Origin of the sequence: Serratia sp. OS31 (assembly GCF_014164835.1) — a bacterium.
GTDB classification, from domain to species: domain Bacteria; phylum Pseudomonadota; class Gammaproteobacteria; order Enterobacterales; family Enterobacteriaceae; genus Serratia; species Serratia liquefaciens_A.
Genome location: NZ_JACJFQ010000008.1, coordinates 1 through 25,276 on the forward strand (window position 1 = coordinate 1; position 25,276 = coordinate 25,276).

General features: G+C 54.5%; 19 protein-coding genes. 11 read left to right on the forward strand and 8 right to left on the reverse strand.

All coding sequences use genetic code 11. The features are described 5' to 3' along the window. The first annotated feature begins 116 nt into the window (after nt 1–116). Nucleotides 117–1,412, forward strand: coding sequence for an SGNH/GDSL hydrolase family protein (locus H5P17_RS09070; RefSeq protein WP_182822467.1), 1,296 nt, complete (start codon nt 117–119; stop codon nt 1,410–1,412). 327 nt (nt 1,413–1,739) lie between these two features. Here H5P17_RS09070 and H5P17_RS09075 read toward each other — a convergent pair whose 3' ends face one another. From H5P17_RS09075 to H5P17_RS09090, 4 genes are all read right to left on the reverse strand, one after another. Further along, nucleotides 1,740–2,621 (reverse strand): LysR family transcriptional regulator, encoded by an 882-nt coding sequence (locus H5P17_RS09075; protein WP_048823994.1) that lies wholly within the window; start codon nt 2,619–2,621, stop codon nt 1,740–1,742. 646 nt (nt 2,622–3,267) lie between these two features. Next, a complete protein-coding gene (locus tag H5P17_RS09080) occupies nt 3,268–4,071 on the reverse strand; it encodes a hypothetical protein (RefSeq protein ID WP_182822469.1) in 804 nt (267 codons plus the stop codon). A gap of 55 nt (nt 4,072–4,126) precedes the next feature. Next, nucleotides 4,127–5,203, reverse strand: coding sequence for an HBL/NHE enterotoxin family protein (locus H5P17_RS09085; protein ID WP_044553512.1), 1,077 nt, complete (start codon nt 5,201–5,203; stop codon nt 4,127–4,129). Nucleotides 5,204–5,233: 30 nt separating this feature from the next. Further along, nucleotides 5,234–6,319, reverse strand: a complete 1,086-nt coding sequence (locus H5P17_RS09090; RefSeq protein ID WP_044553510.1) for an HBL/NHE enterotoxin family protein — start codon at nt 6,317–6,319, stop codon at nt 5,234–5,236. A gap of 375 nt (nt 6,320–6,694) precedes the next feature. Between H5P17_RS09090 and H5P17_RS09095 the strand changes: the two genes are divergently transcribed. Next, nucleotides 6,695–7,180 carry a lysozyme gene (locus H5P17_RS09095; protein ID WP_044553508.1) on the forward strand — a complete coding sequence of 162 codons (486 nt, stop codon included), beginning with the start codon at nt 6,695–6,697 and terminating at the stop codon, nt 7,178–7,180. Between the two features lie 50 nt (nt 7,181–7,230). Here H5P17_RS09095 and H5P17_RS09100 read toward each other — a convergent pair whose 3' ends face one another. Next, a complete protein-coding gene (locus H5P17_RS09100; protein ID WP_044553896.1) occupies nt 7,231–8,121 on the reverse strand; it encodes a LysR family transcriptional regulator in 891 nt (296 codons plus the stop codon). Between the two features lie 151 nt (nt 8,122–8,272). On the opposite strand from H5P17_RS09100, the gene xapA reads away from it, so the two are divergent. Together xapA and H5P17_RS09110 are read left to right on the forward strand one after the other, a co-directional pair. Further along, nucleotides 8,273–9,094, forward strand: a complete 822-nt coding sequence (xapA, locus tag H5P17_RS09105; RefSeq protein WP_182822471.1) for a xanthosine phosphorylase — start codon at nt 8,273–8,275, stop codon at nt 9,092–9,094. A gap of 81 nt (nt 9,095–9,175) precedes the next feature. After that, on the forward strand, nt 9,176–10,435 hold the full coding sequence (locus H5P17_RS09110; RefSeq protein WP_044553895.1) for a nucleoside permease: 1,260 nt from the start codon (nt 9,176–9,178) through the stop codon (nt 10,433–10,435). A gap of 38 nt (nt 10,436–10,473) precedes the next feature. Here the strand turns inward: H5P17_RS09110 and H5P17_RS09115 are convergent, their stop codons facing one another. Continuing rightward, the gene (locus H5P17_RS09115; RefSeq protein WP_182822473.1) at nt 10,474–11,361 is read right to left on the reverse strand and encodes a PfkB family carbohydrate kinase; all 888 of its coding nucleotides are present in this window, start codon (nt 11,359–11,361) and stop codon (nt 10,474–10,476) included. Between the two features lie 181 nt (nt 11,362–11,542). Here H5P17_RS09115 and H5P17_RS09120 point away from each other — a divergent pair, with 181 nt between their 5' ends. Further along, the gene (locus H5P17_RS09120) at nt 11,543–13,708 is read left to right on the forward strand and encodes a YgiQ family radical SAM protein (RefSeq protein ID WP_044553504.1); all 2,166 of its coding nucleotides are present in this window, start codon (nt 11,543–11,545) and stop codon (nt 13,706–13,708) included. 63 nt (nt 13,709–13,771) lie between these two features. Here the strand turns inward: H5P17_RS09120 and H5P17_RS09125 are convergent, their stop codons facing one another. Both H5P17_RS09125 and H5P17_RS09130 read right to left on the reverse strand, forming a co-directional pair. Continuing rightward, on the reverse strand, nt 13,772–14,377 hold the full coding sequence (locus tag H5P17_RS09125) for a transglycosylase SLT domain-containing protein (RefSeq protein ID WP_044553503.1): 606 nt from the start codon (nt 14,375–14,377) through the stop codon (nt 13,772–13,774). A gap of 37 nt (nt 14,378–14,414) precedes the next feature. Further along, nucleotides 14,415–15,617, reverse strand: a complete 1,203-nt coding sequence (locus H5P17_RS09130; RefSeq protein ID WP_044553501.1) for an ROK family protein — start codon at nt 15,615–15,617, stop codon at nt 14,415–14,417. A gap of 107 nt (nt 15,618–15,724) precedes the next feature. Between H5P17_RS09130 and H5P17_RS09135 the strand changes: the two genes are divergently transcribed. The 6 genes from H5P17_RS09135 to H5P17_RS09160 all read left to right on the forward strand — a co-directional run bounded on the left by H5P17_RS09135 (nt 15,725) and on the right by H5P17_RS09160 (nt 25,263). Beyond that, complete coding sequence (locus H5P17_RS09135) at nt 15,725–19,015, forward strand: DUF5107 domain-containing protein (RefSeq protein ID WP_182822475.1); 3,291 nt, start codon at nt 15,725–15,727, stop codon at nt 19,013–19,015. Between the two features lie 18 nt (nt 19,016–19,033). Next, nucleotides 19,034–20,455 carry a sugar porter family MFS transporter gene (locus tag H5P17_RS09140; RefSeq protein ID WP_370570031.1) on the forward strand — a complete coding sequence of 474 codons (1,422 nt, stop codon included), beginning with the start codon at nt 19,034–19,036 and terminating at the stop codon, nt 20,453–20,455. Between the two features lie 162 nt (nt 20,456–20,617). Then, entirely contained in the window at nt 20,618–21,601 is a 984-nt protein-coding gene (locus H5P17_RS09145) for a substrate-binding domain-containing protein (protein WP_182822477.1), read from the forward strand. Nucleotides 21,602–21,615: 14 nt separating this feature from the next. Beyond that, nucleotides 21,616–23,139 (forward strand): sugar ABC transporter ATP-binding protein, encoded by a 1,524-nt coding sequence (locus H5P17_RS09150; protein WP_255477877.1) that lies wholly within the window; start codon nt 21,616–21,618, stop codon nt 23,137–23,139. Nucleotides 23,140–23,169: 30 nt separating this feature from the next. Then, nucleotides 23,170–24,156: an ABC transporter permease gene (locus H5P17_RS09155; RefSeq protein ID WP_182822481.1), complete on the forward strand. Its 987-nt coding sequence runs from the start codon at nt 23,170–23,172 to the stop codon at nt 24,154–24,156. 48 nt (nt 24,157–24,204) lie between these two features. Beyond that, nucleotides 24,205–25,263 carry a zinc-binding dehydrogenase gene (locus tag H5P17_RS09160; protein WP_182822482.1) on the forward strand — a complete coding sequence of 353 codons (1,059 nt, stop codon included), beginning with the start codon at nt 24,205–24,207 and terminating at the stop codon, nt 25,261–25,263. Nucleotides 25,264–25,276: the final 13 nt, after the last annotated feature.

The window sequence follows — 25,276 nt, forward strand, 5'->3', positions numbered from 1 at the left end:
AAAAAACACACTGCCAAATGGTATTATCCGCAGTCTTAAAAGGACCTGTATATGACATTCTGTCGATGTCATATTTTTTATCGCATCAATTGGTGCGATAAAAAGAGAAACCTTTTATGAAAAAATTACTGTGTGTATTATTACTTGTCTCGTCTGGCGCTTTTTCAACTGATAAATTATCCCCTCTTCCCGACGGCAGGGGCAATAATAACCTTTCAGCCAGTGGTCCTGAGGTTATTGATAAAGGCTCTCCATTCGCATTAGGTAAAGGCAATGACACTTACACTTATCTTCGTTGCTATTATCGCATCGAACCGGCCAATACCTCTCCGCGAGCAGACTACCTCTGGGCCAGGAATATAGATTCTGCGGCGTATTATCGATTGCAGGGGAGTTGGTGGTCATCGCTAGCCGTTTCATGGAAAAACATGTTTTACAGCGACCAGTCACTAACTGCACTTAATCAGGTGTGTGAAAACACCTTGAGCCGGGCGGGTATACGCCAACCTTTAGTGATGATAGCCGCAGCTAACAATAAGCTGTCGTTTAATTATACTATTTGGAACAATGATTCACCGGGGCAGGGTGAAGGTATCAATAAAATCATTGCGTTTGGTGATAGTTTGAGTGATACGAACAATGTGTTTAATGCGTCCTTATGGCGTTTCCCCAACCCGAAAAGTTGGTTTTTAGGGCGGTTCAGCAATGGCCCCACCTGGATCGAGTACCTGGCTAAACAGAACCATTTGCCTGTCTATAACTGGGCTGTGGGGGGAGCGGCATCCAATCAGCAAAAACTGGTCATTCCCGGTTTGCTCGATCAGGTGGATTCATGGTTGATTTATATGAAACAGGCCCGAAACTATCGGCCGGAAAACTCACTGTTTACCGTTTGGATTGGGGCGAATGATCTGGTTACTTATAATCAAGGTGTGGATGGTCTGATCGCGAATCAAACCAAAGCACTTAATCGATTGGTGAGTGCAGGAGCGAAAAAGGTGCTGGTGCTTAATTTACCGGATATTACGCGGGCACCGGAGTTTGCTTACCGTAAGGATGGCGAAAAAATCAAACGGCAGATCGACGATTACAATACCCGTATTAAACAGGTAGTAGAGGGAATCAACCGTAACTACTCCGAACCGCCGGTGATCATTTTTGATTTGGCTGAATTGTTTACGGATATGCTTGATAACCCGGCACGTTATCAGGTCAGTGAAACCAAAATGGCGTGTCTGGATATCCAGGCACCTTCGTCACTGAATTACATCAATGCAATTCCGGTTAGAGCGGCTTGTTCGAACGCAGATACCTACGTATTTTGGGATCTGCTGCATCCTACTACCCATACTCATCGCCTGTTGGCGGAGCATATAGCCCATTACCTGAAACAACAACGTGTGTTGCCGTAATTCCCGTTCAGCGTGAATAACGTTTGACGCCGTAAATCAGGCAGTCTCAAATCAATCGGCCATCCAGGCTTGGGTTCTGTGCTTGACGGGATCCAGGCCTTTTATTTTGTGAGAGATAAAAATGTTACTGAGAATCCAAGGGCATGGTAAAAAATTTTATGATACCAGGGGATTATTAGGGGTAATCGTTTGCTTTTCTTATAGAAAGGAAGTGGGGTGGACTGCTGACGGCTCTACGGTTGGTATTGTGATAAAAACTGGTGTTGTTCGCAGGAAAAGTACCTGAACATAATGTAAAAAAACACTCTGAGCTAGCTCAGAAATATATCAATTTATGTAAGCTGGCGCGCAGATTTTTTTCCACTGCTGTGTGCCCTGAACGGCCAGATGCGCCATGACTTGTTGGCTGTCATTTAATTGGGCCACGTTGCTATAGATATGATGCGTTAAGCTTGCATTCGACAACAACAGGGTGCTGCACTCGTTTTCATCAATATTCATGATAGGCAGCATCGATTCCAGGGCCAGGGCTATGGCTTTACCCTGACGGATCATATTGAGTCTTAGGTGCAGGTTATCGATGTTCATTAACTCACGAGAAAACCCCTGTCGCTGTAGTTGCGCATGGCAGTGTTTGAATATCGAAGTTTCCGAAAAGTAAGTGCCTTGTACCCAGGGTAATTCTCGATAATGCTCAGGTTTTTGCCCTACCGGATGCAGCAACAACAGTCGTTCCTCGGTACACAGATGTTGCGAAAAAGGGGGAGTCGACAGGGGCTCTATGCTGAATAGCAGATTAAGCCGGTTAAGCTCATTGCGGCTCACCCCTTCAGTCGGCGTAAGCCGTACCAGGTTGATGGTCAACTCGGGGTTTTTTATTAACAGGTAATCAATCACCGTATTGACGTGAGGGGGAACCGGCCCATAAACGCCTACCTGAATGTGCCTTTTTTCTTTATGGTTATCTTTGATTCGATTAAGCTCTTCATAATGGGCAATGATGTCACTATATAAGTGTTGTCCTTCTTTGGTTAAGGATAAACCTTGGTTAGTACGCTCAAAAAGTGTGATTTTTAAATTTTCCTCTAGCTCCTTAATTCTTTTGCTTAATGGCGACGGAGTAATGCAGAGACGGTCTGCAGCCTTGGTAATTGAGCCCTCTTGTGCAACGGCGATAAAGTAATTAACCCGCTTTGACATAAATTCCATAGCAATTCCTTTTTAATAGACTGAGTGCGGTCGTGAGATTTTGTTTAGAGTGTTCTGGTCTTTATTCGGTTCCTACCCTGCAGCTGAATTTACATTGAATTACACAGTGATTCACGTTTTTTCCCATGAATAAATTCATTATTCATGATGGCGATCTCCTTTTTTAAAGGCCTTTTATTACCTCTATAGTATTAGGTTTTACATTGAAAATACGAAGGGGTGCTGATTGTTTTTTCAGACTATGGCGACAGGTGGGCTGCTTTGGTTATTCGGAACTTCAACGTTTCGTTTAAGTTATGGCGTGCTAAAACCACGAGTGCGATGGTACGTATTACCCATTTAATCCGTAGGAAGAGTCTTGGCGTTGTGTGGATCGAGATCGCGAATACGAAAGAGCAGGCTCTTTTCTTCATGATGTTCCTTATCAGGGTGAGCACATCTTCAAATGCAGTTAGTTGACGCATTTTGGAATGCAAGATCCTGAGTGTATAGGGTTGAATGGAGCAGTATCTGTGATTAAAAAGGACATTGGCATGCTGGTTACGCCCTCCTCAGAACGGAACATCGCCCCCCGAGCGCTGGCAAATATTGCCCACTGTCGGGGAGGATGATTCTTAGATTAAAAGGTGACAGAGGTTTTTCCGCGCTAAGAAATGTCTACCAGCAACGTTTTTACACTCATTTTTGCGGCGGTAAAGAACAGCTTCGTCAGTTGTTGTTCATCGCCATCAGTGATGTTTTTCTCCGCATTCTTAATATCATTACTGACAATCTCGATGGCATTGCCGATTTTCAGCATGTGATTACTCAGATCGAGCAAATCTTGAGAGAAGGCAGTAGATTGCGTTGCAAAGCTCTGCTGCTGACGAATGTCAGATTGCTGTGATGCAATTTGCCGTTCAAGGCTGTTCACTTTGCTTTGCGCATCGCTGAGCATCACCGCCATCGCGATTAGCCCAGGTATTCCTAAAATGCCCAGGGCAATAAAGTAGAGTTTTTTCTTGTTTAGCTCGTCGAGCTTCTGCTGGCTGCCCTGTAAGTTGGATTGCAATCCGGCGATGGTCGCCTGCAAATCGATAATAATACGTTGCAGAGTCATATTATTTTCAGTCAGGGTATCATCAGTGTTCCTGGTGTGATCCTTCACTTTAGCGATCAGGCTGGATATTTGAGCAATTTCCCCTACGCTTTGTTGAATGAATTGGCTTAACTCTGAGGGGGATAAACTCTCCAGCGCTGCCAGCTTTTCATCAAGCTGCGTCTCCAGTTTTTGGCCCCAGGTTGTCACTTCGCGCTGCATCTGTTTAATATCCGGCAGTAATGTGCCAATGGCATTCTGGATATTATGTTGGATTTTGACAGCATTGGCGGGTAAGCCACTGAATTTTTGAATGGCCTCACCGGTGCGCGACAAATTATTGATGACTTGCGTGAGCATTCCATCACTCATAGGGTTTTCTCCAAATGAGGGGCAGGCTCAGCCCACCCCTTAAGGTTATGGGGCGTTATGCCACCAGGCGCTTGGTAAAATCGGCAATGGTCTGCCCTTTTGGTACTTCGCGGACGTCCACGCCGGCCATCTGACGTTTGATGATTGTGGTTCCGTCCAGCACCTTGCCAACGGACGTTGTCGATGCTTTAAGGAACAGTTCGCGGAGGTACCCGTCATCAATGATGCCGGTGCGCAGGTTATTGCTCAGTGTTTCCAACTCTGTAGTGAGTGAATCCCATGCATTGCTCATTTGCGTAGCGGCTGTCACGGCACTTTGTGCCTGAATTTGTAACCCCTGATAGCCGGAGCCGATTTGGCTCGCCACCATCACTTCACTGTTCAGCTGACTGCGGTCACGATAAAGTTTTTCACGGGCACTCAAGGAGTTACTGAGAACAATCGCGCCACCGGTAACGGCTGCGGCCCCGGCAAGTACCATGGTGATCCCGCCAATCACCACCGGGGTAGATGTCCCGGCAGTGACCAGCCCGGCGACCGCGCCCACGGCTGCGACAAATACGCCGCCAACAACCAGTAAGCCACCGAGTACAATGCCTGCGATTGCACCATCAATGGCCGTATTGATTCTACCGATATCCTGGTTAAGCTGTTCTAATAGTCCATTATTGCCACCGACCACATTATTAAGATTTAACACAATGATTTGGTAGTTATTCGAATCAACAATAAGGTTGTCATTCAAGGTGCCAATTGTTCGGCGCGTATTCGCTGAAACTTCCTGGTACTCTTTAGCCTTGTCATTGATTGCGCCCAGCATCTTTAACCACTCCTCTTTTGTTGCCCCTGATGGGATAACGCTCGGAATGATTTTCTGCAGTTCGAAGTAATTTTGAATATTGGTCACGTTGCTGATAATTAACGGTTGAATGTTATTCAGGTAATTATTCGCATGGACTTTTGCAACGTCCAGACTGGTGTTAATTTGACGTTGATGTTCCCGCAGGTTCTGGAAACGTTCAAAATCAACCGGTATCTGCTGTCTGACGCTATTGCAATAGGTTTGAATATGCAGTGCTTGGGACGATTGGGCATTCATACCATCATTAATAGAAAGTGTTGAGGATGTCATGATATTTTCCTTTATTAAACTAGGGGGTGATTAAACTTCAGGTAAGATATTATTGCCGGCGTAGTTAAGCTTGGCATTGTCGATAACTTTGGAAAGTTGCTGCCATTGTTCCGCGCTGAGTGAAATAACCTGTTTGGCTTGTTTTATTTCAGATGCATCACTGATGTTGCGTATCATTGGCGCCGCCGTCTGATAGGCTTTTGCTACCTTATTCCACTCGGCCGGCAATAACGTCATACGTTGCTCGGTAAGCGCATAGGTATCTACAAACAGTTGAGCCTGAGCCTGAACGGATTTTGCAACCGTGAGCAGCGCATTGGCGCTGGCCAACGCGTGGTATGCCGCAGCCAGCTTGGCATAGTTGGCCTTGAGATCGTTCACCGCCTGATGCGCGCCGGAAGCCCCGGCCGAGATCGCCTGAATACCGGAAATCATATAGTTGGCCTGCTCGGTAGCGGCTTTAGGCTTGGCGGGAGGTGTGTCTTTTGCCGGACCCAGCGGCACTGTCGCGACAATCGACTGGCCCAGTTGCACCACGCCTTCACCGGCTTTGACACCTGCGTCAACGATGCCCTGAATATTTTTCGCAATGGCTTCATTGAGCGCAGTGATAGTTTGCGCCAGCTGTTTAGCCTCGGCACTGAGGTCCTGTTCGATAGTCTCAACCGTCCCACGAAAGTTATTCATCAAAGGGTCTAAGGTTGCTCTGGTCACGCTAAAGTGGGTATCGACTGCCTGTGCTGCGACCTGATAGCTTAGCGCTACTTCCGCCAGTGCCGCGATCTGCTCAGCACTTTTCTGAGGCGATAGTGGGTCCTCTGTGGAAAAAAGGCTGTTGATAGTGTTGGTGAGGGTAGAAAAATTTGATGCCTTGCTAAACAACCCAATCAGCTCGGACATTGTGGTTTGTTTAAACGTATGGGCCTGCTGCCTCAACTGGTTTTGGTAGGCTTTGACTTTCACGGTCAGGCCCGGATCCATCAGCTGTGAAGTTAATAGTTGCTGGCTCAGCAGCAAATTACTGTAACTTTGGTTCAGTAAGGCATGAGAGGAAATGGCCAAATGCAATGCCAATAACTTCTGTGGACTTAAATCAATATCAACTGGATTTATCATAAGAAGCTCTCTTGTATAATTGGATGTTAAAATAATGTCGATAATAAAAACGGCTCTCTGTTCTCCTGTGGGTTATCTATTTGCGAGATAAACCTATCGCAGAGTTCTGCGTCTTGAGTATCGTCAAAATAATCAGGTGAATGTTCGAAAGGGAAAGTAAATTGAATTATGCAAGCCACAGTTGAAAGTGGTGAAAAGAGTTATGATTTTGGTTTGTGTTTCTTCAATTTTTCTTTGGTGGGTATTTCACTTGTCCTTTTTGATGATTCATCGTGTTTTATTGTGATTCGGTATTGCCAGTAATTGACGGGCGCCTATACTGCCTGATTATTCAAGTGAGAGGAGCTTTTTATTTAATTATTGAAAGGAGTCTATATGCGTAAAATATTGTCAGATCGAGGGCTGGAATTAATTAAAAGTTATGAGGGGCTTCGGCTTTCATCGTACCGCGACAGTGGCGGTATTTGGACTATTGGTTACGGGCATACCGGTGATGTTCGGGCGGGGAGAACCATCAGTGAATTAACCGCATTAACCCTGTTGCAGGCCGATGTTATGGACTGCGAAATACTGTTGCACAAGATTGTTGAGGTGCCTTTAAACCAAGGGCAATTCGATGCTTTGGTCTCTTTTCTGTTTAATGTCGGGCCGGGTAAGCCTGGGGTAAAGAGTGGGCTGCGGTATTTGAAATCTGGTTCGCCTTCGACGCTATTGGTATTGCTGAACGCCGGACGTTATCAAGAGGCCGCAGCTCAATTCCCTTTGTGGATGTATGCCGGCGGTCAGCGTCTGCCGGGCCTGGTGCGACGTCGTCAGGAAGAGCAGCACTTGTTCTTATCGGAAATGCAGCGTGTAGCCTAACCGAAATCCACAAAGGGTTATTTAGCATGGCCTGCCGAGTGGCCCATAGCTTAGCTACGCAGCATCGCCAGAAAGGCCTGAACCACTGGCGTCGCGCTGTCGGCGTGATGGATAGCGTACAGATCCGCCGACGGTGCCTGCTGCAGCGGACAGAAACGTACGCCGGGCCACGGAATGCGGCCATAGCTGTCCGGCAACAGCGTAATGCCATAGCCTTCGGCCACCAGCGCCATCAGGGTTTGCGGTTCGTTGACCTGATAGGCGATATCCGGTTTGAAGCCCTGCTGCAGACACAGATTATGCAGGTACAACCCCAGACTGGCTTCATGGGGCGGCAGTACGATGAATTTTTCATGCCGCAGCGCCGCCAGCGGCAGGCTTTCTGCCTGGGCTAGCGGGTGGTCCTGCGGCAGCACCAGCGCAATGTTCTCCCGTGCCAGCAGCTGGCATGTCAGCCCCGGCAGTATCTGTTCCCTGGCTTCCCGCCAGACGCCAATATCGATATGACGCTTTTGCAACGCGGTGATCTGCTGGCTGGGCGTCAGTTCGTTCAACGCCCAGGTGACGTTGGCCGTTTGTTCGGTAAAGCGCTTCAGCGCCGGTATCAGCCCGCCCCACACCGAAGTGCCGACCATGCCAATCACCATGTGTCCCGCTTCGCCACGCCCCAATTGCTGCACCTGATTGAGTGCATTACCCGCCTGATCCAATAGCATCTCGACGTTGTGAAACAAGGTTCGGCCCGCCAGCGTCAGCGCCATCGAACGGGTGGTGCGTTTGAACAGCTCGACGCCCAACTGGCTCTCCAGCTCCTTGATGTGCTTGCTGAGCGGGGGCTGGGAGATGTTCAGCCGCAGTGCGGCCTGGGTGAAGTTCATCTCTTCTGCCACCACGCGAAAATAGCGCAGCAGGCGGAAGTTAATCCGGCTGGGATCCGGCAGTTGCTGTGGCTGTTTTAGGTTGATGATGGCCTCCTGATGCGAGCAATTTATAGGTGAATGGAATAAATCAGCCGCCAATAATGTATTGGTCGCCGGTGCGCATCGCTCTCTACTATGGGGATTATTTCACCCTTCCACAGAAGAGAATACTATGTTTAATCAAGAAGATGCTTTTTCCTGTGCTGAAATTGTCCGCGCACGCATACCGGGCTTCCAACCGCGAGCGGCTTTGATCCTGGGCTCCGGGCTGGGTGCGCTGGCGGAGGTGATGACCGACACCCTGACCATCGACTACGCCGAACTGCCGGGCTTCCCGGTCAGCAGCGTGGTGGGGCATGCCGGTCAGTTGGTTGCCGGTTGGTTGGAAGGCGTTCCTGTCGTGTGCATGAAAGGGCGTGGTCATTACTACGAAGGGCTCGGTATGCAGGTGATGACCACCGCCGTGCGCACCTTCAAACTGTTGGGCTGCGAATTCCTGCTGGCGACCAACGCCGCCGGTTCGTTGCGCCAGTCGGTGCCGCCGGGCAGCCTGGTGGTACTCACCGATCACATCAACTTTATGCCCGAGTCGCCGTTGGTTGGCGATAACGACGAGCGTTTCGGCCCGCGCTTCTTCAGCCTGGCCAATGCCTATGACAGCGAGCTGCGTGGCCAATTGACCCAGGTGGCGCAGAGCGTGGGTATTCCTCTGGCGGAAGGGGTGTTTGCCGCCTACACCGGGCCCAACTTCGAAACCCCGGCAGAAATCCGCATGATGCAAACGCTGGGGTGCGACGTGGTCGGCATGTCTATCGTGCCGGAAGTGCTCTCGGCGCGCCATTGCGGGCTGAAAGTCCTGGTGGTTTCGGCGATGACCAACTACGCCGAAGGGCTGTCCGATACGCCACTGTCCCACGAGCAAACGCTGAGCTGCGCAGCCCTGGCGGCAGAGGACTTTATGCGCCTGATCCGTGAGTTCTTCAAAACGCTGTAACGCTGCAAGCTCCCCCGCGGCGAGGTGCAGGGGCCTGGCCGCGTGAATCATCGTTTTAATCAAAATAATAAGGTGATGGTGATGGCAATAAAAACGCGACTGAAGGTAATGGTTTTTCTGCAGTTTTTTATTTGGGGTGCCTGGCTGGTGACGCTGGGATCTTACATGATTAATACCCTGCATTTCAGCGGGTTGCAGGTGGGCATGGTGTACAGCGCCAAAGGCGTCGCGGCGCTGATTATGCCGGGGTTGGCAGGCATTCTTGCCGATCGCTGGATCCGCGCCAATTACCTGTATGCACTGTGTCATCTGTTCGGTGCGCTTGCGCTGTATTGCGCCGCCCAGGTTGAGCAGCCGATGGTGATGTTCTGGGTCATGTTGTTCAACGCCATGGTGTATATGCCGACGATTTCGCTTTCCAACGCCATTGCCTATTTTTGTCTGGAGAAGCACGGTTACGACACGGTGAAAGATTTTCCCCCGGTGCGGGTGTACGGCACCCTGGGCTTTATTGTGGCGATGTGGCTAATCGGCTTTAGCCGAATTGAGCTGAGCAATATGCAGCTGTATCTGGCTTCTGCCGTGTCACTGTTGTTGGCCTGCTATTCTCTGACGCTGCCGAATTGCCCGACCAGCAAAGTTGAAAAATCGAAAAGCTGGTTCAGCGTACTGGGGCTGGACGCGTTGGTTTTGTTCCGCCAACGGCGTATGGCGCTGTTTTTCCTGTTTGCCATGCTGCTGGGTGCGGCACTGCAGGTTACCAACACCTTCGGCAATCCTTTCCTGCATGATTTTGCGAGCAACCCGCTGTATCAGGACAGCATAAGCGTCAGGTACCCAGCGGTGCTGTTGTCGCTGTCACAAATCTCCGAGGTGTTCTTTATCCTCACCATTCCGTTCTTCCTGCGCCGATATGGCATCAAACAGGTGATGCTGATTAGTATGGCGGCCTGGACGCTGCGTTTCCTGTTCCTGGCCTATGGCACCCCGGTTGGTTTTGGCTTTGTGCTGCTGCTGCTTTCGATGATCGTTTACGGCTGTGCCTTTGATTTCTTTAATATTTCCGGGGCTATCTTCGTTGAGAAAGAGGCCGATAGCCGCATCCGTGCCAGCGCACAGGGGTTATTCATGACCATGGTCAATGGTATCGGCGCGTATCTGGGGGCGATAGCCAGCGGCGAAGTGGTGGATTTCTTCACCCACGACGGCGTAAAAGATTGGCAGAGCATCTGGTTGATCTTCGCGCTGTATACCTTGGTGCTGGGGATCATCTTTGCGCTGACCTTCAACTATCAGCACCGGCCGGAGGAATACGTTGGGCCGGTCGAGCGAGCGCATTAGAAAAAGGAGAGGGGCACGCAAACCGTGCCCATTTGGCGTCAAACGCCGGGAAAACGCCGTTGCAGCTGTTGCCAGTCCGGCGTGCTGTTTGCGCCACGACTGGCCACCATGCAGGCGGCGACGCGGTTAGCCAAATCGACCGCGCGCGGCAGCGGCCAACCGGCGGAGAGCCCGGCCAGCAGGCCGGCGCAGTGGGCGTCGCCCGCACCCTGTGTGTCGACGACGTCCACCGGGTAGGTCTTTACCTGGAGCGGCGGGGTATCGCCACGGCAAATCCAGACGCCATCGCCATCCAACCGACAGATCAGCGTGATATTGTGCGCGCTGGCAAACTCCCGGGCCAGGGTGAGCGTATCGCCTGCGCCGCACAGCGTTGCGGTTTCGCTACGGTTCAGCGTCAGCAGGCTGTGGCTGTCGCTGAGCATAGCAAAGAAATCTTCATCCAATTGAGCGATGCCCGGGCCGGGATCGATCAGTCGCCACTGGTCGAACGGCAATCTGGTCAGCCATTCGCGTACGGCCTCACCGCTTTCTCCGGCCAACTGCTCGCCGCTGATGTAAATCAGCGTGTCTTCCGTCAGGGGCAACGTGCCCAACTGGGCTTTATTCCACTGGGTTTCGCAGCCGGGTTCGACCACCGACAGAGACTCACCGTTGGGGTGCATCCGTGTCTGGCGGCGGCCATTGTCCATTTGACCATGGCGCAACAGTACCGGCATATCCAGATGATTCATTTCGGCCTCAACCGCCGCAGCCGATACCCCGTTGCCAACCGGCATGCCGTTGATCACCGGGACCTGCAGGCGTCTGAGCGCCCGTGCGACATTAAACGCGCAGCCACCTATTTTTTGCTCCTGCGTCAGCGCTACCTCAACGATCGCGCTGCCTAGGGCCAGAATCGGTTTTACTGCTAAAAACTCACTCATGGATCTCCTCCGCTGTCGGCCGGTGGGCCGAACAGAATCCCCTATGATGACCGCGCAGGCGCGTGGAGTCGAGAGGGAAGCCCGATATGCTGTGGCCAGCGGTGAAATAACCATGCTCTTTTTGTCACTAGTGCGTATAATCGCCGCCCGGCGATTAATTAACCTGTGAAAGAGCACCAGAATGAGCACTACCAGCCTGATCCAACCCGATCGTGAATTGTTTTCCTATAAGCCTTATTGGGCCGAATGTTATGGCACCGCGCCGTTTTTACCGATGTCGCGCGAAGAGATGGATCAACTGGGCTGGGATAGCTGCGATGTGATCATTATCAGTGGTGACGCCTATGTCGACCACCCGAGTTTTGGTATGGCGATCATCGGCCGCATGTTGGAAGCGCAGGGCTTCCGCGTCGGCATCATTGCGCAGCCGGACTGGAGCAATAAAGAAGATTTCATGCGGTTGGGCAAACCGAACCTGTTCTTCGGCATCACCGCCGGTAACATGGATTCGATGATCAACCGTTATACCGCCGATCGCAAACTGCGCCACGATGATGCCTACACCGCCGGCAACGTGGGCGGCAAGCGTCCGGATCGCGCGACGCTGGTTTACAGTCAACGTTGCAAAGAAGCCTATAAAGACGTGCCGATCGTGCTGGGCGGCATTGAAGCCAGCCTGCGTCGCATCGCTCACTACGATTACTGGTCGGATACCGTGCGCCGTTCGGTATTGGTGGATTCCAAAGCCGACATGCTGATTTACGGCAACGGCGAGCGCCCGCTGGTGGAAGTGGCACACCGCCTGGCTGCGGGCGAGAAAATCAGTGAAATCCACGACATCCGCAACACGGCGGTGATGCGCAAAGGCGCGTTGCCGGGCTGGACCGGTGTGGATTCTACCCGTCTGGACAAGCCGGGCCGCATTGAGCCTATCCCGAACCCTTACGGCGACGATCTGCCCTGTGCCGACGGCGGTAAACCGGAGCCGGAAGCTAAACCGGTCACCGTGCGCGCCGCCAAGCCCAAGCCGTGGGAAAAAACCTATGTGCTGCTGCCATCTTTTGAAAAGGTGAAAGCCGACAAGGTCCTGTATGCCCACACTTCGCGCATTCTGCACCATGAAACCAACCCAGGCTGTGCCCGTGCGCTGATGCAGTCGCACGGCGACCGTTACGTGTGGATCAACCCACCGGCGATCCCACTGACCACGCCGGAAATGGACAGCGTGTTTGCCCTGCCGTACCAGCGTATTCCGCACCCGTCCTACGGCAAGGAAACCATTCCTGCCTATGACATGATCCGCTTCTCGGTCAACATCATGCGCGGTTGCTATGGCGGCTGTTCATTCTGTTCGATCACCGAGCACGAAGGGCGCATCATCCAGAGCCGTTCGGAAGACTCAATTATTCGCGAGATCGAAGAAATTCGCGACAAAGTACCGGGCTTTACCGGTGTGATCTCCGATTTGGGCGGCCCGACCGCCAACATGTACATGCTGCGCTGTACCAACCCGCGCGCTGAGCAGACCTGCCGCCGCGCCTCGTGCGTGTACCCGGAAATCTGCACCTACATGGACACCAACCACGAACCGACCATCAAGCTGTATCGTCGTGCGCGCTCGCTGGAAGGCATCAAGAAGATCCTGATCGCCTCCGGCGTGCGTTACGATCTGGCGGTAGAAGATCCGCGTTATATCAAAGAGCTGGCTACCCACCACGTTGGCGGCTACCTGAAGATTGCGCCGGAACACACCGAAGAAGGCCCACTGTCGAAAATGATGAAGCCGGGCATGGGCAGCTACGACCGGTTTAAACAGCTGTTTGACCATTACTCCAAGCTGGCGGGCAAAGAGCAGTATCTGATCCCGTATTTCATCTCCTCGCATCCGGGCACCCGCGATGAGGATATGGTGAATCTGGCGCTGTGGCTGAAGAAAAACCGTTTCCGTCTCGATCAGGTTCAGAACTTCTATCCGTCACCGATGGCGAACTCCACCACCATGTATTACAGCGGCAAGAACCCGTTGAGCAGAGTGGGTTATAAGAGTGAAGATGTGGTGATACCGAAAGGCGATCGTCAGCGTCGCCTGCACAAGGCGCTGTTGCGTTACCACGACCCGGCCAACTGGGCGATGATCCGTACCGCGCTGGAAGATATGGGCATGAAACACCTGATCGGCAGCCGTCGCGAGTGTCTGGTGCCGGCGCCAAGCATTGACGAACAGCGCGAAGCCAAGCGGTTGCAGCGCCATACTCGTCCGGCGCTGACCAAGCACACTGACATCACCCGTCAGCGTACGCCGTCCAATAAGCCGCCGCGCAAGCCGATTCGCAACGGCAAACCATAACGGTCAGGCACTGGCTTAAATGAAAAGGAGAACCCTCGGGTTCTCCTTTTTTGCTTTTGAAAGTCAGAGCTGCTCGTAGGCCGCTTCGACTTTCATCAAATGACGCGGCGCCTGCGGGGCGGGATGGTATTTGCGCACGTGCCAGTTAAAGGCTTCCGGCGACAGATTGTTAATCATCGAGATGGCTTGCTGACGGTTGCTGGAGAAGGTCCGCAGCAGTGCGCCGGTGCCGTTGACGTAGGCGATGATGGTGGCGTAACGCAGCGTGACAGGATCGTCGATGCCTTTAAGCTGCTGCTTTTGCAGCACCGCCAGGTAGGCGGCACCGAGGTCAATATTGGTGTCCGGATCCAGCAGGTCGTCGTCGTCCGGGCAGCCGCGTTTCCCTTTGTAACGGTAGGCATCACAGCCGGCGGTGTCGGCTTTCAACTGCATCAGGCCGATAGCATTGGAGCGGCTGATTGCCGCCGGATTAAAGCCGGACTCCACCTTGATCATCGCGGCGATCAGTTTTTGATCGACATCGTATTTATCCGCAGCATCTTCGATCGCATCGTCAAAAGCATGAGCATCATAGCTGGTGCGCGGTTTTTTGCTGGAACAACCGGCCAGGATCAGCATCAGGCATATCACGCCTGCGCGCGACCAGAGTCGTAGGGTGGGTTTCATGGTGCTCCGTATTGTTTTTGCTGGGATAAAGTCGGCATCATAGCATCTCCGTCAGTGCCTGTTCGACATACAGATAGCCAATTCCCATCACCTGCTGCGCGCGCGTCAGCTGACCAAAACCGATGTGCGTCGCTTGAGTCTGGATCTGGTCGTGACGATCGAAGGGGTTGAACCCGGTCTGGCTGACGATGGTCTCCAGCCAGGCCTGACCAAAGCCACAGCTGCGGCCATAAAGGTAAATACGGTTAATATTTAAGATATTTAGGAAGTTATACAAACTCAGGCCAATCGCCTGGGCGGCACGCTGCACCAACACCTGCAAGGCTGCATCCCCTTGATGGTAACGGGCGATCAATTCGGCGGTGGTGGGGGTTTTAAGCCTTTCGCCTTCGGGCGGCAGTCTGGGGGCGACCTTTAGCTGGATGCGCGCCTTTTTTTTCAGTGCCGACAGCGAGGCGATGGTTTCCAGACAGCCGTAACGGCCACAGGAGCACAGGCTGCCATCGGGATCGACGATGGTGTGGCCAATCTGGCCGCTGCCGAACAGGCTGCCCCGGTAAATCTGCTGGTTAATCACGAACGACGAGCCGATGCCGTAATCGACGTTAATCACGCAGAAGTCCTGCGCATTGGCGTTATTTTGCCACTTTTCCGCCAGCCCCAGCATCACGCAGTCGTTATCCAACAAAACCTCGGTCTTCAGGCGCTCTTCCAGCAGGTATTTTATCTCGACCGGTCCTTCCCACGGGGCCTGCGGCATACGCTGCGACACGCCGGTCAGCGGGTTGACCTGGCCGTGGATCGACAAGGCTATTTTCAGCGGCATGCCCTGTTGGCGGCTGTGCAGATGATAGATTTGCACCATTTCCTGCAGCATTGCCTGCGGCGTGGTGGCCACGATCGGTTGCGGTGTGAAGGCGCTGCACGGCGTGATCAGGCCATCCACCACGATGCTTTCAATCAGATAGGGCGACACGTTCAGGCACAGGATCCGTTGCCCGGAGGCGGCGATGCGGTAACTGCCGCCCCCCAAGCCGCGACGGTGCAGATTCTGCCGATCGTGCTCAACCCGGCGCTCTTCCTGCAGCTCATCGAGAATTTTGCCGACGGCGGGAATAGACAGCTGCGAAAGCCGTGCCAGCGTCGATTTACTGGCGATCTTTTCCCGATACAGCAGCGCGCACAGCACCCGTTTATTAAAATTGCGCACCCGTTGGTTATTCAACCCTTGCAATGCCATTCATTAAACCTCGTTTACTGTATTGCGTGATGGTAGCGCAGAAAGTCAGCAATTCTGTCATCTAGACTGCCTGAAACGCAACCTTCAGTATTTTTAGTGAGGAAAACATGCACGGGACAGTCAAGGTTTGGCAAGAGCAGGTTGAATTACCCACTTACGGCACCGGCGAGCAGGACTCGCACCCGATGTTCCTGGAAAATCGGGTCTATCAGGGATCGTCCGGTGCGGTTTATCCCTATGGCGTTATTGACACCCTGAGCGGTGAAAAATCCCTGCGTCGCTATCAGGCGGTGTATCTGGAAAACGACTACCTGCGCGTGATGCTGTTGCCGGAGCTGGGCGGGCGTATTCATCGGGCTTACGACAAAGTGCAGCAGCGCGATTTTGTTTATCACAACGAAGTGGTGAAGCCGGCGCTGGTGGGGTTGCTGGGGCCGTGGATCTCGGGGGGGATCGAGTTCAACTGGCCGCAACACCATCGCCCGACCACCTATATGCCGGTGGACTGCCAGATCCAGCAGCACGATAGCGGTGCGCAGACCGTCTGGCTGGGGGAAGTGGAGCCGATGCGCGGGTTGCAGGTAATGGCCGGTTTCACGCTGTATCCTGACCGCGCGCTGATCGAAATCAGCGCCAGGATCTTCAACGCCAACCCGACGCCGCGCCATTTCCTGTGGTGGGCCAACCCGGCGGTGAAAGGTGGGGACGATCACCAGAGCGTATTCCCGCCGGATGTGACCGCCGTTTTTGACCATGGCAAGCGCGATGTCTCTTCGTTCCCTATTGCCACCGGCACCTACTACAAGGTGGATTATTCGGCCGGTGTGGATATTTCACGCTACAAGAATATCCCGGTACCGACGTCTTACATGGCGCATAAGTCGGACTATGACTTTGTGGGCGCTTACAGCCACGATGAGCAGGGCGGATTGTTGCATATCGCCGATCGCCATGTGTCGCCCGGCAAGAAACAGTGGAGCTGGGGCCACGGCGAATTTGGTCAGGCCTGGGATCGCAACCTGACCGACAATAACGGCCCTTACATTGAGCTGATGACCGGGGTCTACACCGATAACCAACCGGATTTCACCTGGCTCGATGCCTACGAAGAAAAATGCTTCGTGCAGAATTTCCTGCCTTACAACACCCTGGGTATGGTGCAAAACGCCAACACTCGTGCAGCGCTAAAACTGGAAAGCGACGGGCGGCAGCTGGTGTGGGGATTGTATGCGGTCGTGCCACTGGCACAGCACCGCTTGGTGATCCGCAGCGACAGCGACCAGCAGTTGCTGCTCGACCGTCGTGTCGATCTCACCCCAGGTGCGGCGTTGCTGGAGACCATGACCGGCGATTTCGCTGGCCGCCTGACGATTGAATTGCAGGACGCGCAGGGCCGCAGCGTACTCAGCTATCGCCAGCATCAGGCGAGCGAAAGCACCGAGTTGCCGCAGCCCGCCAAAGCGCCACTGGCGGCAGAGCAGATCGTCAGCGCCGATGAAGCCTGGTTTATCGGCCAGCATCTGGAGCAGTATCACCACGCCAGCCGTTCGGCGTTCGATTACTACCAGCGGGGTCTGGCGTTGGATCCTCTCGATTACCGCTGCAATCTGGCATTGGCCACGCTGGAATATAACCGCGCCAATTTTAAACCTGCCATTGCCTACGCGGATGACGCGCTGGCGCGGGCCCACAACCTTAACCGTAACCCACAGTGCGGGTTAGCCAGTCTGATCCGTGCCTGCGCTCAGGAACAATTGGGCAACGACGATGCCGCCTACGAAGATTTCTACCGTGCCATCTGGAGCGGTAATGGCAAACCGGGCGGTTTCTATGGCCTGGCGCGGATTGCGGCGCGGCGCGGGGAGTATCAGCAGGCGCTGGAGTTTTGTGAAAGTAGCCTGAGCGTGAACGCCAGCCATTATCCGCTGATTGCCCTGAAGGCGCTGCTGTTGCAACGCTTGGGGAAAGGGGCACAGAGCCTGGACTACATCGATGACCAGCTTGTCGCCCGTCCGTTGCATTACAGCCTGTACTACCTGCGCTACGCGCAAACCCGCGCGGAGGCCGATCTGCAACGCCTGAAGGCGGTGACCGGCTGCCGCGGGATCAATGCGTTGACCATCGCCGGCCAACTCGGTGAATGGGGAGCCAAAGAGCAGGCGATTGAATTATTGACGCTGCTGGACAGCCAGGAAACCTTGCCGCGCTATATGTTGGCCAGCCTGCGCAAAGGCGCGGTAAGCGATGAGGAATACCGCAGTTTACTGACGCAGGCGCGCAACAGCTTTGCCCGGCAGGTGCGTTTCCCCAATACCCTGAACGAAGTGCAGATGCTAAGCCAACTGCCGGAGTGCGATTTCGCGCAGTATCTGCTGGCCTGTTTCCATTACAGCAAGCGCAACTATCCACAGGCGGTGGCGTTGTGGCAGAGCTGTGTGGAGCGGCAACCGACGTTTGCCGATGCCTGGCGTAATCTGGGGGTCTACGCCTTCAATAAGCTCAAACAGCATGATGTGGCGCTGGCTCATCTGCAGCGGGCTTTTGCCCTGCAGCCTGATGACGCTCGCCTGCTGTTCGAACTGGATCAGTTGAATAAGCGCCTGGGTACTGCGCCTGATCAACGGCTGGCGATGTTGGAGCAACATTTGCCGGTAGTGGCCCGCCGGGACGACCTGACCGCCGAATTGCTGAGCCTTTACAACCAATGCGGTCGGCTGAGCGATGCGCAGCGGATCCTGCAACAGCGTGAGTTCCACCCGTGGGAAGGCGGCGAAGGCAAAGTGACCGGTCAGTATCTGATCAACCTGCAGCGGCTGGCATTCCAGGCATTGCAACGGGGGGAACCGCAGCAGGCGCATGAGTTGCTGCAGGCGGCATTGCACTACCCGCAGAATCTGGGGGAAGGCCGCCTGGCCGGGCAAAGCGACAACGACATCTACTATTGGCTGGGTATCTGCGCCGCGCGACAAGGCAAGCTCGATGCGGCCGCCGGCTACTGGCAACGGGCCTGCGTCGGGCACAGCGATCTGACGGAGAGCCGCTACTACAACGACCAGCCGGTGGATTATTTGTTCTATCGCGGCATGGCGCAAAAGCAACTCGGGCAGTCGGCGCAGGCCGAACAGCAATTCTGGCAAATGCAGCAATGGGCAAGCCAGCAGTCAGGGGCCGCGCCTGGCGCCGATTTCTTTGCCGTTTCGCTGCCGGATCTGATGGCCTTGGACAATGACCTGCAACAGGCGCATCAGCAGCACTGCCTGCTGGTTACGGCGTTGGCGCAGCTGGGGTTAGGGCAGCTACCGGCGGCGCAGCAGACGTTGAGCGAGTTGCTGGCGATCAATCCTGCGCATGACAAAGCGCATTTATTCAGCCTGTTGGCCGAAGCTTTGGCCAACTGATGCCGAAAGGGGACGAATGTGACGAATAAACTGAACATGCCCTATGTCTGGACTATCTGCCTGGTCGCCGCTTGCGGTGGCCTGCTGTTCGGCTACGACTGGGTGGTCATCGGCGGAGCCAAACCCTTCTACGAGGCCTATTTTGGCATTACCGATCCCGCCCAGTCCGGCTGGGCGATGAGTTCGGCGCTGGTGGGCTGTATTTTCGGCGCGGTGATCTCGGGCCTGCTGTCAGATCGCTTTGGTCGCAAGTTGCCGCTGGCGATCGCCGCTTTGACCTTTGTGATCTCGGCCTGGGGCACCGCCGTGGCCACCAGTTTTGACGCCTTTATCATTTACCGCATTGTCGGTGGCGTCGGTATTGGCCTGGCTTCGGCGCTGTCGCCGGTGTATATCGCCGAAATCAGCCCGGCGGCGCAGCGGGGTCGCTTCGTTGCGGTGAACCAACTGACCATTGTGATTGGGGTGCTGGCAGCGCAGTTGATCAACCTGCTGATTGCCGATCCGGTGGCGACCAATGCCGGTCAGGCGGAGCTGTTGGCCAGCTGGAACGGTCAGGTTGGCTGGCGCTACATGTTTGGCGCCGAGCTGGTGCCGGCGCTGGCCTTCCTGCTGCTGATGTTGGCGGTGCCGGAGTCGCCGCGCTGGCTGGCGAAGGTCGGCCGCCACGAGCAGGCGCAGAAGGTCTTGCGACGCATCGGCAATGAAGGTTATGCGCAGCAAACGCTGGCGGAAATCCTCCATACGCTGGACAAGGACAGCCGCAAGGTGCCGCTCAGCGCACTGTTGCGCAGCGACGTGCGGCCGGTGCTGGTGATTGGCATTGTGTTGGCGATATTCCAGCAGTGGTGCGGCATCAACGTGATCTTTAACTATGCGCAGGAGATCTTCGCTTCGGCAGGGTTTGATATTAACGACACGCTGAAATCGATCGTCGCCACCGGGTTGATCAATCTGATCTTCACCCTGCTGGCCCTGCCGCTGGTGGATCGCATAGGCCGCCGCCGGCTGATGCTGATCGGTGCCAGCGGATTAACGGTGATCTACCTGCTGATGGCAGCGGCTTATGCCTATGGGCTGTTGGGGTTGCCGGTCTTGCTGTTGGTGTTGGTTGCCATCGCTATTTATGCCGTCACGCTTGCTCCCGTCACCTGGGTGCTGCTGTCTGAAATCTTCCCCAACCGCATTCGCGGCGCGGCGATGGCTGCCGGTACCTTTGCGCTGTGGGTGGCCTGTTTTGTCCTGACCTATAGCTTCCCGTTGCTGAATGCGGCATTGGGCGCGGCGGGCAGTTTCCTGTTGTATGGCGTCATTTGCCTGGCTGGCGCAGGGTTTATTTACGCCAGAGTGCCGGAAACCAAGGGCATCACGCTGGAGGCGCTGGAGGAGCAGCTCAGCGCAGCAGGCGCTACTGTCATCAAGGAGAAAGAGTTTACTTAACCCTGTTTAGTTTAATGCGTGATCCTGTGGCGGTAAGTAATCAGCTTGATCATTTAGTGTAATGAGTCTGTGCTCCGCCGGGGGGGAACAGCGGTAAAGCTCTCCGGCGGAATAATAAAAATAGGCAGCAAGAGGTTAATGAACATTAACTGGAGAATAACGATGTTGCTAAAAAAAATAAAACACGTGCTGTTAGCCATTACCGGGGGCCTGATTATTTGCAGTGCAGGCGCACAGGCTAAAAACGATAAAACTACCCTTGGCGCTATTTATCTCGATACCCAGGGGTATTACGCCGGCGTCCGCTGGGGCGTGCAAGACGGTGCTGCCAAGGGCGAAGGAAAAATTGAAATCATAGAAACCAATGCGCAGGGGGATGTTTCTAAAGAAAGTTCGTTTATCGATACCATGATTGCGCGCGACGTGAATGCCATCGTGCTTTCCGCCGTATCGGTCAATGGCAGCGTGCGGGCCATCAAGCGCGCCAACGAAGCGAATATTCCGGTGATTTGTTACAACACCTGCATTAATGAGAAAGGCGTAGATAAATATGTTTATGCCTATCTGGTGGGTGACCCTTATGAGTTTGGCAAAAAACTGGGCAATACCGCCGCTGATTACTTTATTGAAAAGAAAATCACCGAGCCCGCGATTGCGGTTATTAATTGCGAAGCTTTCGAAGTGTGCGTGCAACGGCGTAAAGGGTTTGAAGCGGCGTTAAAAGCGAAAGTGCCGGGCATGAAAATCGTCGCTAATCAGGAAGGCACGGTGCTGGACAAGGCGATCTCGGTCGGCGAGAAGCTGCTGATCTCCTCCGGGAAAGTCGATGCCATTTTCGGCGAGTCCGGCGGCGCTACGCTTGGCGCGGTTAAAGCCGTGCGCAACCAGAACAAGGTAGGCCAAACGGTGGTGTTCGGCTCGGACATGACCACTGAAATCGCGCAGGAGCTGGTGAACCGCCAGGTACTGCAGGCGGTGGTGGATATATCGGGCAAGAAAATGGGCGCTCTGGTCTTTGCTCAGGCGATGAATGCCATCAACCGCCAACCGGTCGGCCAAAAGGTGGTGCAGGTGCCGATCGATCTTTATGCCTCCTCGCAGAGCGCCACTGATTGGCTGGCGACTCATAAAGATGGCTTGCCTTAATGTCGGTGACCCCCATGAACGACAGAGCCTTAAACGAATTGGCGCAGCAACCGGTGGTGGCTCGTATTCAATCCGGGCATAAGCGATATCCGGGAGTGGTGGCGCTGCAGGATGTGAATTTTACCCTGCGGCGTGGCGAGGTGCGCGCTTTGCTGGGGAAAAACGGCGCGGGCAAGTCCACCTTGATCCGCATGTTGACCGGCAGTGAGCGGCCGGATACCGGGCAGGTGTTTATCGGCGAGCAGTTGCTGGATGGGCCAGAGGCGCTGTTGACGCGTCGGGCCGGTGAGCTTGGCGTACGGGCCGTCTATCAGGAACTGAGCCTGGTTCAGGATATGAGCGTGGCGGAAAACCTGTGTCTGGGGGCCTGGCCGCAGCGCGCCGGGGTGATTGACGCACAGGGTATGCTGACGCAGGCACGTCTTGCGCTGGCGTTGCTCGGGGTGGATATCGATCCCCAAAAATGGGTTCGCGATCTCAGCCCGGCGCAGCAGCAACTGGTGGAGATCGCCCGGGCCTGTCAGGGGGATCCCAAAGTGGTGATCCTCGACGAGCCAACCAGTTCGCTGGCCAATGCCGAGGCCGATCTGGTCGCGGCGGCAGTGATGCGCCTTTCCGCCGCCGGGATTGCAGTGGTGTATGTCAGCCACCGAATGAACGAGATCCGCCGGCTGGCATCGTCCTGCACCATTATGCACGACGGCCGCGTGGCGGGTGACGTCGCACTGGACAACACCTCCACCCAGCAAATTGTCGACCTGATGCTGGGCCATCAGGACCACCATACGCAAACCGTCACGGCCCCGAAGGGCGGGGACAAGGTTTTTGAAGTTAAGCAATTATCGCTGCCGCCCAAATTGCACCAGGTCAGTTTTGAGCTGCGGCGTGGCGAAGTGTTGGGTATCGCCGGGTTACTGGGCGCAGGCCGCAGTGAATTGCTGAAAGCCATTGTCGGCCTGACGCCGTTCAGCGAAGGCGAGCTGATCCTCGACGGTGAAACGCTGATCTACCCCAATTACGCCCAGATGCTCAAACGCGGTATGGCCTACACGCCGGAAAACCGAAAGGCTGAGGGCATCATGCCGTTGCTGGGCGTGGATGAAAATACCGTGATGACCGACAGCCCTTCAGTCAGTCGTTTTGGCGTGCTGAACTGGCCGAAGATCAAACAGGTTACCTCGGCGATCGTCGGCCGCATGCGGGTGAAAACCGCGGAAACCGGCACGCCGATCATGACGCTCTCCGGCGGTAACCAGCAGAAGGTGGTGATTGGCCGTTGGGTTTACGCCAGAAGCCGGATCCTGTTGCTGGATGAGCCGACGCGCGGGGTGGATGTTGAAGCGAAAAATCAAATCTACCGTATTGCGCGTGAGCTGGCGGCGGAGGGGAAAAGCATTATTTTCGTGTCGAGCGAAGTGGAGGAGTTGCCGCAGGTCTGCGACCGGATCTTATTGTTGCAGCAAGGAAGGATAGTGAAGGAATTTATCTCACCCGTGGATGTTGAACAGCTGATGTCTGAAGTGCTGATGATCCAATAATTCTGCCCGTATTCGAAGGCACCGGAGGTAATGACAATGTCCACATTGGTACCGGAAGTCAATATAGCCAAAACCCGAAAGCTATCAAAGCACGCCAATGAATTTGGCTTGCTGGCGATTATTATCGTGCTCTACCTGGTATTTTCTATTTATGCCACCGGGTTTATTTCACTGAATAACCAAATGAATATTTTACGCGATGCCGCCACTATCGGCATTGCCGCCTGGGCCATGACGTTGATTATTATTTCCGGGGAAATAGACGTCAGCGTTGGCCCGATGGTGGCCTTCATTTCGGTGATCCTGGCTTACTTAATGCAATACGCCATCCCGCTGCCATTAGCGTTGATCCTGGCCTTGTGCCTGGGGGCGGCGTTAGGCTCGGTCGCCGGAGTATTACGTGGCTGGTTCAACGTGCCCAGCTTTGTCGCCACGCTGGGACTTTGGAGTGCTCTACGCGGTATGGGGTTGTTTATGACCAACGCCTTGCCGGTGCCGATCGACGAAAATGCGGTGCTGGACTGGCTGGGCGGACAGGTGTTGGGCCTGCCGGTTTCAGCGGTGATTATGCTGATCCTGTTTGTGATTTTTCAGTTTATCAGCAAGAAAACCGCCTTTGGTCGCTCGGTGTACGCCATTGGCGGTAACGCCAGCGCTGCCCAGCTGTGTGGCATTAACGTCAAGCGTATTCGCGTCCTGTTATTCACCCTGGCCGGCCTGCTGGCTGCCGTCACCGGTATTCTGCTGGCGGCGCGCCTGGGCTCCGGCAATGCCGGTGCGGCCAGCGGCCTGGAGTTTGACGTGATTGCCGCCGTGGTGGTGGGCGGTACCGCCTTGTCCGGCGGCCGCGGTTCGATGCTCGGCACGCTGCTCGGCGTGCTGGTGATCACCCTGATTGGCAACGGCCTGGTCTTGCTGGGGATTAACTCCTTTTTCCAACAGGTGGTCAGAGGGGTGATTATCGTACTGGCGGTGCTGGCCAATATTATCGTGATGCAGAAGAACAATAAGCAATAGCCTCATGTACCACTAAAAATAACGCTTTAAATCTGGAAGGAAAATATTATGGGAAAAATGTTGGCGGCTTATTTACCCGGAAACTCCACGGCAGAGCTGCGCGAGGTGGATATTCCGCAGCCGGGTATTGGCCAGGTGTTAATTAAAATGAAATCGTCCGGTATTTGCGGCAGCGATATTCATTATATTTATCATCAGCACCGTGGTACGGCGGCTGCACCGGAGCAGCCCTTGTACCGGGGATTTATTAACGGCCACGAACCTTGTGGGCAGATTGTCGCGTTGGGGGCCGGTTGCCGGCACTTTCGCGAGAGTGACCGCGTGCTGGTGTACCATATTTCCGGCTGCGGTTTTTGCAGCAACTGCCGCCGGGGCTATCCGATTTCCTGTACCGGCGCCGGCAAGGCCGCCTATGGCTGGCAGCGGGATGGCGGCCACGCCGACTACCTGTTGGCGGAGGAAAAAGATTTGATTCATCTGCCTGATTCGCTCAGCTACGAAGACGGGGCTTTTATTTCCTGCGGCGTCGGCACGGCCTATGAAGGCATTGTGCGCGGCGAGGTGTCCGGCAGCGATCACGTGCTGGTGGTGGGGCTGGGCCCGGTCGGCATGATGGCGATGATGCTGGCGAAGGGACGCGGGGCAAAAACGGTGATTGGCGTCGATGTTATCCCGGAGCGTCTGGCGACCGCGAAGCGGCTGGGGCTGATGGATCACGGTTTTCTGACCGGCGAGGGCGTGACCGAACGCATTCGCGAATTGACCGCGGGCGGTGCCAACGTCACCCTCGACTGTTCCGGCAATGCCAAAGGGCGCCTGCTGGCGCTGCAGGCATCTTCGGACTGGGGAAGGGTTGTCTACATTGGTGAAACCGGCAAGGTGGAATTTGAAGTCAGCGCAGACCTGATGCATCACCAGCGGCGGATCATCGGCTCCTGGGTCACCAGCCTGTACCATATGGAAAAATGCTGCACCGATCTGCACGACTGGAAAATGCATCCGCATCAGGCCATTACCCACCGTTTTAAGCTCGAGCAGGCCGCGCAAGCCTATGCGCTGATGGCTTCCGGACAGTGCGGCAAAGTGGTGATTAACTTCGCCGATTAACGTCAGGAGGCAC

Excerpts from the sequence above, each read along its gene's own strand:
- H5P17_RS09120 (WP_044553504.1), top strand. The coding sequence starts at position 11,543 with ATGAGCACTACCAGCCTGATCCAACCCGATCGTGAATTGTTTTCCTAT.
- H5P17_RS09110 (WP_044553895.1), top strand. The coding sequence starts at position 9,176 with ATGGCAATAAAAACGCGACTGAAGGTAATGGTTTTTCTGCAGTTTTTT.
- H5P17_RS09150 (WP_255477877.1), top strand. The coding sequence starts at position 21,616 with ATGAACGACAGAGCCTTAAACGAATTGGCGCAGCAACCGGTGGTGGCT.
- H5P17_RS09095 (WP_044553508.1), top strand. The coding sequence starts at position 6,695 with ATGCGTAAAATATTGTCAGATCGAGGGCTGGAATTAATTAAAAGTTAT.
- H5P17_RS09130 (WP_044553501.1), bottom strand. The coding sequence starts at position 15,617 with ATGGCATTGCAAGGGTTGAATAACCAACGGGTGCGCAATTTTAATAAA.
- H5P17_RS09135 (WP_182822475.1), top strand. The coding sequence starts at position 15,725 with ATGCACGGGACAGTCAAGGTTTGGCAAGAGCAGGTTGAATTACCCACT.
- H5P17_RS09155 (WP_182822481.1), top strand. The coding sequence starts at position 23,170 with ATGACAATGTCCACATTGGTACCGGAAGTCAATATAGCCAAAACCCGA.
- H5P17_RS09070 (WP_182822467.1), top strand. The coding sequence starts at position 117 with ATGAAAAAATTACTGTGTGTATTATTACTTGTCTCGTCTGGCGCTTTT.
- H5P17_RS09125 (WP_044553503.1), bottom strand. The coding sequence starts at position 14,377 with ATGAAACCCACCCTACGACTCTGGTCGCGCGCAGGCGTGATATGCCTG.
- H5P17_RS09080 (WP_182822469.1), bottom strand. The coding sequence starts at position 4,071 with ATGAGTGATGGAATGCTCACGCAAGTCATCAATAATTTGTCGCGCACC.
- H5P17_RS09145 (WP_182822477.1), top strand. The coding sequence starts at position 20,618 with ATGTTGCTAAAAAAAATAAAACACGTGCTGTTAGCCATTACCGGGGGC.
- H5P17_RS09075 (WP_048823994.1), bottom strand. The coding sequence starts at position 2,621 with ATGGAATTTATGTCAAAGCGGGTTAATTACTTTATCGCCGTTGCACAA.
- H5P17_RS09090 (WP_044553510.1), bottom strand. The coding sequence starts at position 6,319 with ATGATAAATCCAGTTGATATTGATTTAAGTCCACAGAAGTTATTGGCA.
- H5P17_RS09160 (WP_182822482.1), top strand. The coding sequence starts at position 24,205 with ATGGGAAAAATGTTGGCGGCTTATTTACCCGGAAACTCCACGGCAGAG.
- H5P17_RS09085 (WP_044553512.1), bottom strand. The coding sequence starts at position 5,203 with ATGACATCCTCAACACTTTCTATTAATGATGGTATGAATGCCCAATCG.
- xapA (WP_182822471.1), top strand. The coding sequence starts at position 8,273 with ATGTTTAATCAAGAAGATGCTTTTTCCTGTGCTGAAATTGTCCGCGCA.
- H5P17_RS09115 (WP_182822473.1), bottom strand. The coding sequence starts at position 11,361 with ATGAGTGAGTTTTTAGCAGTAAAACCGATTCTGGCCCTAGGCAGCGCG.